This is a genomic window from Geminicoccus sp., assembly GCF_035556675.1.
GTDB lineage: Bacteria > Pseudomonadota > Alphaproteobacteria > Geminicoccales > Geminicoccaceae > Geminicoccus.
Genome location: NZ_DATMFZ010000120.1, coordinates 1 through 9,641 on the forward strand (window position 1 = coordinate 1; position 9,641 = coordinate 9,641).

At 69.2% G+C, this 9,641-nt stretch carries 8 protein-coding genes; 2 read left to right on the forward strand and 6 right to left on the reverse strand.

The annotated features are described in order from the left end of the window. The coding region (locus VNS22_RS09730; protein ID WP_325731867.1) for a lactonase family protein at window positions 1–633 on the reverse strand (633 nt) is incomplete at its 3' end. Window positions 634–769: 136 nt separating this feature from the next. On the opposite strand from VNS22_RS09730, the gene VNS22_RS09735 reads away from it, so the two are divergent. Then, a complete protein-coding gene (locus VNS22_RS09735; protein WP_325731869.1) occupies window positions 770–1,945 on the forward strand; it encodes a CaiB/BaiF CoA-transferase family protein in 1,176 nt (391 codons plus the stop codon). Continuing rightward, window positions 1,942–3,078 carry an extracellular solute-binding protein gene (locus VNS22_RS09740; RefSeq protein WP_325731871.1) on the forward strand — a complete coding sequence of 379 codons (1,137 nt, stop codon included), beginning with the start codon at window positions 1,942–1,944 and terminating at the stop codon, window positions 3,076–3,078. Before VNS22_RS09735 ends, VNS22_RS09740 begins: the two co-directional genes overlap by 4 nt. Before the next feature lie 184 nt (window positions 3,079–3,262). On the opposite strand, the gene VNS22_RS09745 is transcribed toward VNS22_RS09740, so the two are convergent. The 5 genes from VNS22_RS09745 to VNS22_RS09765 all read right to left on the reverse strand — a co-directional run. Next, window positions 3,263–5,569, reverse strand: a complete 2,307-nt coding sequence (locus VNS22_RS09745; protein WP_325731873.1) for a glucose/quinate/shikimate family membrane-bound PQQ-dependent dehydrogenase — start codon at window positions 5,567–5,569, stop codon at window positions 3,263–3,265. A 154-nt stretch (window positions 5,570–5,723) separates the two neighbouring features. Then, on the reverse strand, window positions 5,724–6,491 hold the full coding sequence (locus VNS22_RS09750) for an enoyl-CoA hydratase/isomerase family protein (protein ID WP_325731874.1): 768 nt from the start codon (window positions 6,489–6,491) through the stop codon (window positions 5,724–5,726). Window positions 6,492–6,493: 2 nt separating this feature from the next. Further along, window positions 6,494–7,687 (reverse strand): CoA transferase, encoded by a 1,194-nt coding sequence (locus tag VNS22_RS09755; protein WP_325731875.1) that lies wholly within the window; start codon window positions 7,685–7,687, stop codon window positions 6,494–6,496. A 50-nt stretch (window positions 7,688–7,737) separates the two neighbouring features. After that, window positions 7,738–8,502, reverse strand: coding sequence for an SDR family NAD(P)-dependent oxidoreductase (locus tag VNS22_RS09760; protein WP_325731876.1), 765 nt, complete (start codon window positions 8,500–8,502; stop codon window positions 7,738–7,740). After that, a partial coding sequence (locus VNS22_RS09765; protein WP_325731878.1) for an aldose 1-epimerase family protein occupies window positions 8,499–9,641 on the reverse strand: 1,143 nt, incomplete at its 5' end. The genes VNS22_RS09765 and VNS22_RS09760, both read right to left, overlap by 4 nt.

Consider the following 9,641-nt stretch of genomic DNA (forward strand, 5'->3'; position numbering starts at 1 on the left):
CCCGGCCCCGGACGCGGTCGCATAGGTGCCCACCTTCTGCAGCTGGCCGTCCGCGTCCAGCCGGTAGGTCACGACCTGGTCCAGGCCGAGATCGGCCACCAGGATGTTGCCATGCCCGGGCAGCTCGATCGCGCAATGGGCGTGCGAGCGCTCCTGCCGCTCCTGGTTCGGCCCTCTGCCGACATGGGCGACGCTGGCCGTGGCGGGACCCAGCCTGCCGTCCGCCCCGATCGGCAGGACTGCCACCGACTGATCCGGCCCGCCTTCGCCCATCGCATAGTTGGCGACCAGGAGCAGGCGGCCATCAGCGGCCAGGCTGCTGTAGGCGGTGATGCTGCCAAGGGCCGGCTGCATGTTGAGATAGTCGAGGCGCCGGCCAGCCAGGTCGTAGCGATAGGCCGAGACCGTGCCTTCCTTGCGGTTGAACACCTCGCTGGTCGCATAGAGCGTGGATCGGGCCGGATCGACCGTGAGGAAGGTCGGGTTGTCGATGTCGTCGGCAGTGCAGAGCAGTTCCGCGGCACCAGTCGCGTCGTTGAACCGGTAGAGCGAGAGGCCGGCCCCGTTGGCCCCCTGGAAATAGGGTGCCGGGCGGTTCAGGGAGCCCACGAACAGGTAGGTCGCACTCGCCATCTTGGTTCTTCTCCTCCCGACGCTTTGGCCTCGCCGCGATCTTGCGCCAGTCGCTCATATATGAAAATGATTTTTGCAGAAGAACCACGCCGGCCGGCTGTCACACCCGGGCCGGTGCTCCAGGGATGCCGTCCCCATGACCGAGGATCCGACGCCGGCCGAGAGCGACCTGCCTCTGGCCGGCCTGCTCGTGCTGGACCTCAGCCAGTTCCTGTCCGGGCCCTACTGCTCGCTCCGGCTGATGGACCTGGGTGCCCGGGTCATCAAGATCGAGCGGCCGGACGGCGGCGACCTGTGCCGCCGGCTTTACTTGAGCGACACCGAGATCGGCGGCGATTCCACGATCTTCCACGCGATCAACCGCAACAAGGAGAGCCTGGCGCTCGACCTGAAGAATCCGGACGACCTGGCGGCCCTGCGCCGGTTGTTCCAGGTGGCGGACGTGGTGATCCAGAACTTCCGGCCGGGCGTGATCGCCCGCCTCGGCCTGGACTATGAATCGGCCAAGGCGATCAACCCGCGCCTCGTCTATGCCTCGATCACCGGCTATGGCGAGGAGGGGCCCTGGGTGAAGCTCCCGGGCCAGGACCTGCTGGCCCAGGCGCGCTCGGGCGTGATGTGGCTGAACGGCGACGAGGACCAGGGGCCCGTACCGTTCGGCCTGGCGATCGCCGACATGCTGGCCGGTGCCGCGGCAGCCCAAGGGATCCTGGCGGCCCTGGTCCGGCGCGGGATCAAGGGCCAGGGCAGCCATGTCGAGACCAGCCTCCTGGAGGCCCTGGTCGACTTCCAGTTCGAGGTGCTGACCACCTATCTGAACGATGGCCGCCGCCTGCCACGCCGCTCCTCGTTCCGCAGCGCCCATGCCTATCTGTCCGCCCCCTATGGCGTCTATCCGACGAAGGACGGCTTCATCGCGATCGCCATGACGCCGATCCCGAAGCTCGCCGACCTGCTCGGCATCGCCGGCCTCGAGCCCTACCGCGCCGACCCGGCCACCTGGTTCTCCGCGCGCGACGAGATCAAGGCGATCATCGCCCAGCATCTTGCGACCGACACGACCGACCATTGGCTGGGCATCCTCCAGCCGGCCGACATCTGGTGCGCCAAGGTCCTGCAATGGCCGGAACTGCTGGACAGCCAGGGCTTCCAGGCGCTCGACATGCTGCAGCTGGTCGAGCGCGACGACGGCGTGCAGATCACCACCACCCGCTCGCCGATCCGGGTCGACGGGGCGCGGCCGCCACAATCGCGGGCAGCGCCGAAGATCGGCGAGCAGAGCGAGGCCATCCGCAGGGAGTTCGGGCTGTGAGCGTGACGCTGAAGGGCATGACCTGGAGCCACCCGCGCGGCTACGACCCGATGGTCGCCTGCGCCAGGCTCTGGCGAGAACGGACCGGGGTGGAGATCAGCTGGGACAAGCGCTCGCTCCAGGACTTCGAATCCTTCCCGGTGGACGAGCTGGCCCGGGCCTACGACCTGATCGTGATCGACCACCCCCATGTGGGCCAGGTCACCGCCGAGGGCTGCCTCCTGCCGCTCGACGTGCCGGGCCGGGAGGCGGAGCGGCAGGCCCTGGCAGAAGCGAGCGTCGGCCCGTCCTATCGCAGCTATGACTGGCAGGGCCGCCAGTGGGCCTTCCCGATCGACGCCGCCACCCAGGTCCAGGCCTGGCGCCCGGACCTGCTGCCTGCGGCACCGACCAGGCTCGACGAGGTGATGGCGCTGGCCCGCGTCGGCAAGGTGCTGATCCCGCTGCGCGCACCCCATGCGCTGATGACCTTCGACACGCTGGCCGCCAATCTCGGCAGCCCTTGTGCCACCGAGCCGGGCGACCTGATCGATTCCGCCGCGGGCACGGAAGTCTATCGGCTGATGCAGGAGCTGGCGGCCTTGGTCGATCCCACCTGCTTCACGATGGACCCGATCGCCGCGTCGGAGTGCATGGCCGAGGCCGGCTCGCCCATTGCCTGCATCCCCTACACCTACGGCTATGTCAGCTATGCGCTGGACGGTTTCCGCCCGGGCCGGCTGGCCTTCGCCGACATCCCCGCAGCCGGCACGAACGGCCCGGTCGGCGGCACGCTGGGCGGCACCGGCATCGCCGTCTCGGCCCGCACGCAGCATCCTGAGGCGGCAATCGACTTCGCCTACTGGATCGCCAGCGCCGACATCCAGCGCGGCCCCTATGCTGCCGCTGGCGGCCAGCCCGGCCACGCCCTGGCCTGGGAGGACCCGGAGGTGAACCGCCCGGTCGGCAACTTCTACCAGAACACCCGCGCCACCCTGGAAGCTTCCTATCTGCGCCCCCGCCACGACGGCTACATGCCCTTTCAGGCAGCGGCCTCCGAGCGGCTCAGCCAGGGACTGCAGCAGGGCGAGGGAGCCGACGCGGTGCTGGCCGACCTGAACCGCCTGTTCCGGGCGAGCTTCCGGGCGGCATGAACCATTCCCCCGGCCACGGGTTTCATGCGATGATCGGCGCTTGCTCGCGCCACTGGCCGGTCGCCGCCTCGTCGGGTTCGTGAAAAGTAAATCTGCACAAACGAACCCGAGCAATCCAGGCCGCTCAGGCACTTAGAATTGTTTCGACACTCCATTCCTGCCGCCCGGCCGGCCATGTCCGGCGTCAGGAGCGCGGCAGCGTGTAGGCGATCACGTAGTCCCCGGCATCGGTGCCGATCGAGCCATGGCCGCCGGCCACCTGGACCACGAACTGGCGGTCGCCCACCGTGTAGGTCATCGGCGTGGCCTGGCCGCCAGCCGGCAGCCGCGCCTGCCAGAGCTGCTCGCCCGTGGTCAGGTCATAGGCGCGCAGATAGTTGTCGACCGCGGCCGCGAGGAAGGCCACGCCCCCGGCCGTGATGATCGGCCCGCCGATGCCGGGCACGCCCAGCTTCAGCGGGACCGGCACCGGGGCCATGTCCTGGATCGTCCCGTTCCTGTGGCGCCAGGCGATCTCGCCGGTGCGCAGGTCGGCACCCGCCACATAGCCCCAGGGGGGAGCTTGGCAGGGCAGGCCCAGCGGCGACAGGAACGGTCCCATGATCACGCCGTACTCGCCGCCGATGTTGAGGTTGAGCCCTGCCTCGCCGGTGTTGACCTTCTGGTTCGGGCCGATCTCCGAGCTCGGGATGAGCGTGGAGGTGAAGGCCAGGTAGGTCGGCATGCCGAACATGACCTGGCGCACCGGGTCGACCGCGACTGAGCCCCAGTTGAAGGTGCCGAAATTGCCGGGATAGACGATGGTCCCCTGCAGCGAGGGCGGGGTGTAGCGGCCCTCGTAGCGCAGCGAGCGGAACTGGATCCGGCAGGCCAGCTGGTCGAACAGGCTGACACCCCACATGTCCGCTTCCCGCAGCGGCTCGGGCATGAAGGTCAGGGCCGAGACCGGCTGCGTCGGCGCGGTGAAGTCGCCCTCGATGGCACCGCCGGGGGCCGGCACCTCTTCGACCGGCAGGATCGGCTCGCCGCTGCGCCGGTCCAGCACATAGATGTCGCCCTGCTTGGTCGGGCCGACCAGGGCCGGCACTTCCCCGTTCGCGGTGGTGATGTCCAGGAGCACTGGCTGGGCGGGCACGTCCATGTCCCAGAGATCGTGATGCACCGTCTGGCGCACCCAGCGCACCTGGCCGGTCCGCAGGTCCAGCGCGGTGATCGACGAGGAGAAGCGCTCCACGGCCTCGCTGCGGTTCATGCCCAGCTGGTCCGGCGTGCGGTTGCCGAGCGGGACGTAGAGCAGGCCCAGCTCCTCGTCGGCGCTGAACACCGACCAGCTGTTCGGCGAGTTCGGCGTGTAGGTCTCGTCCGGGCCGAGCAGCGTGGTGCGGTCGGGATTGCCGGAATCCCAGTTCCAGACGAGGGCGCCGGTGTCGATGTCGTAGGCCCGGATCACGCCGGAAGGTGCCTCGACCGCATAGTTGTCGTTGACCGAGCCGCCCACGATGATCAGTCCGGCCGCCACCACCGGCGGCGAGGTCGAGTAGTAGTAGCCCTTCTTCTGGTTGGGCATGTTGGCCCAGAGGTTCACCGTCCCGTTCTCGCCGAAGCCCGGGCAGACCTCTCCGGTCGCCGCGTCCAGCGCGATCAGCCTTGCGTCGGCAGTCGGCAGGAACACTCGTGCCGCGCAGGCCTGCCTGGCCCGGGCCGGATCGGCATGGTAGGACACGCCGCGGCAGGTCTGGTGCTGCCGGTCCTGCTCCTCCGGGATCTGCGGGTCGAACCGCCACCGCTCCTCACCGGTCGCAGCGTCGACGGCGATGGCCAGGTTGTGGGGCGTGCAGAGGTAGAGCAGGTCGCCCACCTTCAGCGGCGTCACCTGGTACGTCGTCTCGGTCACGTCGGTAGGGCGCTTCACGTCGCCCGTGCGGTAGGTCCAGGCGACTTCCAGCTGGTCGACATTCTCGGCGTTGATCTGGTCGAGCGGCGAATAGCGCTGGCCATGCAGGGTCCGCCCGTAGTGGTGCCACTCGCCCGGCGGAACCGGGCTCTCGGCAGCCGCCGGGGTCACCGGATCGCTCGGGAGCCGGCCCGGCATGTCATGCGGATCGTGCAGCAGCGAGGCACCGGCAGCGCCGACCGAGACCAGGACGGCCAGGGCCAGGACGCCGCGGCCGAGATCCCAGCCCGAGCGCCGGCCGATCGCCCAGGGGGTGAGCAGCCAGAGGCCGAGCAGGACCACGACCCCGCCACGCGTGCCGAGCGCCCACCAGTCCAGTCCGACCTCCCACAAGGCCCAGCCGAGGGTGCCCAGGATGATGCCGGCATAGACCAGCCGCGCCCCCGGACGGCGGCGGAACACCAGGATGGCGGCGGCGGCGAACGCGATCCCGGCGATCAGATAGTACCAGCTGCCACCCAGCGCGATCAGCCAGCCGCCGCCGATCCCGAGGAACAGAGCGACCAGGAAGAGCAGCACGGAGGTGGCCGTCGACATCGCCAGGTCCCATTGCGGTGGGCAGGACAGGCCAACGCGTCAGCCGCCTCAGCCTGCCCTTCTAGCCGATGCCGGCCCGCCGGGTTCCTCCACCGTCAGCTACAAGTGAACGCCACGACCAGGCAGACGCCGCTGCTCTCCGGCCGCACCCCGATCACTTCCGCCGGAACACCGGCTGGCGCTTCTCCTTGAACGCCGCACGGCCCTCGGCGGCGTCCGCAGTGGCAAAGCAGATCGTCTGCAGGTCGCGCTCGTACTCGATGGCCTTCTCCAGCGGCATGGTGAAGGCGGCGCGCAGGTTGAGCTTGGCGGTCTCCGCCGCGATCGGCGCCCGGCTGGCGATCGTGCTGCCGATCTCCCTGGCCCGGTCGAGCAGCCGGTCAGGTGCGGTGATCTCGCTGATCAGGCCCCAGGCATGGGCTTGGCCGGCCGGGATCGGGTCGCCGGTCATGATCATCATGGCGGCATTGGACGGGCCGATCGAATGGGCGAGGAAGGAAGCCATGCCGCCGCCGCCGATCCAGCCGAGCTTGATCTCGGGTGCCGCGAACTGCGCGGTCTCCGCGGCGATCCGGATGTCACAGGAAAGCGCGGTCTCCAGCCCGCCGCCGAACGCATAGCCGTTCACCGCGGCGATCGACGGCTTCAGCAGGCGGCGGATCGCGTCGCAATAGTCCGGCCGGTTGCGGAACTGCCAGGGGGTCTCGTAGCTGTCGAGCTCGGCGATGTCCGAGCCGGCGCAGAACGCCTTGCCGGTGCCGGTCACGATCACGCAGCGGATCGTGTCGCTGGCATTGCATTCCTCGACCGCCGCCACGACCGCATCCGCCATCGCCGGCGTCACCGCGTTCAGCTTGGCCGGGCGGTTCAGGGTGATGACGGCCAGGTGGCCGTCGGTCTCGAAGCGGACATCGTCGCTCATGGTCAGACCTGCTCCTCGCCGACGACACCCTTCTTCAGGAGCTCGTCGATCCTGGCCTCGTCCAGGCCCATCTCCTTCAGCACGTCGCGGGTGTGCTGGCCGGTCACCGGTGCCCCGCGCTCGACCACGGAGGGGGTCTTGGAGAACCGGATCGCGAAGCCCGGCGTCTTCACGTGACCCTCCGTCGGGTGGTCGTATTCCACGAAGGTGCCGTTGTGCCGGATCTGCTCGTCCTCGACCAGATCGGCATAGCCATAGACCGGGCCGCACCAGATGTCGGCCTGGCGCATGGCTGCCAGCCATTCGGCCGAGGTCCTGGTCTTCAGCCGCTCGCGGGTCTTGGCGAAGATCTCGTCGCGCCGGGTCCAGGTGTCGGTCTCGTCGTCCATCTCGAGGAAGGACGGCTCGCCGATCACCTCTCCCAGCGTCCTGAGCTTTGGGAAGGCCACGATGATGAAGCCGTCCGAGGTCGCGAAGGCGCCGTAGGGTGCCCGGATATAGACATGGGCATGCGGCTCAGCCGAGCGCTGCTGCGGCTTGCCCGCCACCGTGAACACGGACAGCTCCTGCATCTGGATCGTGGTGATCGAGTCCAGCATGTTGACCTGGACGAGCTGGCCCTCGCCGGTGCGTTCGCGATGGAGCAATGCTGCCAGCGCACCCTCGAAGGCGTTGTAGGCGGTGATCGCGTCCACCAGGTACTGGCCGGCGGGCGTGGGCGGCTCGCCCTCGCGACCGGCCGACAGCATCGCCCCCGACATGCCCTGCAGCACCAGGTCCTGGCCCGGCCGGTTCAGATATGGCCCGTCCTCGCCATAGCCCGAGATCGAGACATAGACGAGGCGCGGGTTGATCGCCGCCAGGCTCTCGTAGTCCACGCCCAGCCGCTTCGCCACGCCCGGCCGGTAGTTCTGCAGGAACACGTCAGACTGCTTGACCAGGTCCAGGAGCAGGGCCTTGCCGTCCGGCGACTTCAGGTCGACCGCCAGCGAGCGCTTGTTCCGGTTGAGCGAGAGGAACGAGACGTTCACGCGGTTGCCGCGCGCCCCGCCGGCCGCGACATGGCGCTGCCACTCGCCGGTGACCGGCTCGACCTTGATGACGTCGGCGCCGAGATCGCCCAGGCGCTGGGCGGCGAACGGCCCGGCCATGGCGATGGAGCAGTCGAGGACGCGGTAGCCGGAAAGGATGCCCATGGGATCAGCTGGCCTTGCAGGGAGAAGGGGGCGGGGAAGGGGCGGTGCGGCTAGTCCATCCACCAGCCGCCATCGACGTTCAGGGTCTGGCCGGTGATGAACCCGGCCTCCTCGGACGCCAGGAACAGGAGCGCGTTGGCGATGTCGCGCGGATGGCCGCGCCGCTTGATCGCCTGGCGCTCCAGGACGAAGCGGTTGTAGCCCTCCGGGTCCGGATGGATCTTCTCGGCATCGGTCGGGAAGGCGCCGGGGGCGATGGCATTCGCGGTGATGCCGTAGGGCCCGAACTCGCGCGCCCAGGCACGGGCCAAGCCCACCAGGGCCGCCTTTGACTGGACATAGGGGGCGAGATTCGCCCATCCGCCAGAGAGCGTCACGCTCGCGATGTTGATGATCCGGCCAAAGCCCTGCTCGCGCATGTGCCGCAGCGCCACCTGCACGCAGACGATCCCGGCATCGACATTGACCCGCTGGACCGCCTGGAACTCCTCGATCGTGAAGTCCTCGAACGGCTTGGCCGGATAGATCGCCGCGTTGTTGATGACGATGTCGAACCCGCCGACCTCGGCCGCGGTGGCGCCCAGCCCGTCTCGGAGACCCTGGAGGTCGGACAGGTCGTAGCGCCGGACCAGGAGCCGGCCATGGCCCGCCTCTGCGGCCGCCGCCTCCAGCCGCGCCACCTTGGCGGGGTCGTTGTCGACCGCCACCACCCGGGCACCGGCCTCCAGGAAGGCCAGGCTGGTCTCGATGCCGAGGCCGCCGGCGGCACCGGTATAGAGGACCGTGCGGCCCGCCACCGTGAGCTGCCCGGTCACGGCCGGCCCCGCAGCGGGCGGTGCTGGTTGGACGGTTCCGGATAGTCCTCGTCCGGCTGTCGCGCGAGATCGGTGATCCGTTGCTCGGCGGCCGCGATCGCGTCCGCGCCGTCCAGGATCCGGAAGGTGGAATCGTAGGCGCGCTCGTCGCCATGCTCCAGCCAGATCAGCTCGCCATGCTCACGGGCGTAGGCGTGGCCCAGCACATGGTTGGTGGATGGCTCCAGGCCCAGCGCATACTGGCCGGCCTGCAGGTTCTGCCACTCGAACATGCAGGGGAACTGGTCCTTGCGCACCTCGACCTCGAAGCCCAGGCCGAGCGCATCGTTGACCAGCGCCACCGAGGTCTGCCCGGCACCCGTGGCCGCCAGCTCGTGCTGCCAGACCTGCTCGTGGAAGTTCGGCTGGGGGGCCGGCATGGTCCGGTAGCCCACACCCTGCCTGTGGTAGGCTTCGCCGGCATGGCCCGCCCACACCACGTCGGTGATCGGTGCCAGGTAGCGGGACCCGTCCGCCAGCACCGGATACCCCACATTGATGTGGTAGCAGTACATGTGCGGGGTCCGGTAGAAGCCGTGGTTCACCACCCGGTCGTGCAGGTGGATCTCGTTGGTGCCGACCTTGACCTCGATCCGGCGGACCAGATGGAGGTCCTCGCCGAACACCGCCGCCTGCTGGACGATCCCCTCGCACCACAGCCAGCACTCGTCGTCGTCCCAGCGCTCGCCATAGCCGGTGAGCCTGGCCGGGATGGTGGACACCCGGCCATGGATGGAGTGGCTCACCGTCTTGCGGGGCCCATAGACGAAGTGTTCCGCCGGCTCCTCGTCCATGAACAGGATGTGGTCCAGCCCGCAGGTCACCAGCAGGCCCGAGAAGGAGCGAAGCCAGGCGAGCCCGCCTTCGCCCTCGTACTCATGCAGGCCCGGGTGGCGGAAGCCGGCCGGCGAGTGCCAGCCGATCGCCCTGCCGTTCAGTTCGCAGTCGGCGATGTCCAGCGCCCGGTCGACCAGCACGGTGAAGCGCAGGCCGGTGCCGGTGCGGAACTCCAGCATGCGGATGCCGCGCTCCACCCCGTCGCCCAGCGTCATCAGCCGCACCCCGGCGAACTGGCCGAGCGAGCCGGCATGGGCGGCCAC

Excerpts from the sequence above, each read along its gene's own strand:
- VNS22_RS09745 (WP_325731873.1), bottom strand. The coding sequence starts at position 5,569 with ATGTCGACGGCCACCTCCGTGCTGCTCTTCCTGGTCGCTCTGTTCCTC.
- VNS22_RS09755 (WP_325731875.1), bottom strand. The coding sequence starts at position 7,687 with ATGGGCATCCTTTCCGGCTACCGCGTCCTCGACTGCTCCATCGCCATG.
- VNS22_RS09750 (WP_325731874.1), bottom strand. The coding sequence starts at position 6,491 with ATGAGCGACGATGTCCGCTTCGAGACCGACGGCCACCTGGCCGTCATC.
- VNS22_RS09735 (WP_325731869.1), top strand. The coding sequence starts at position 770 with ATGACCGAGGATCCGACGCCGGCCGAGAGCGACCTGCCTCTGGCCGGC.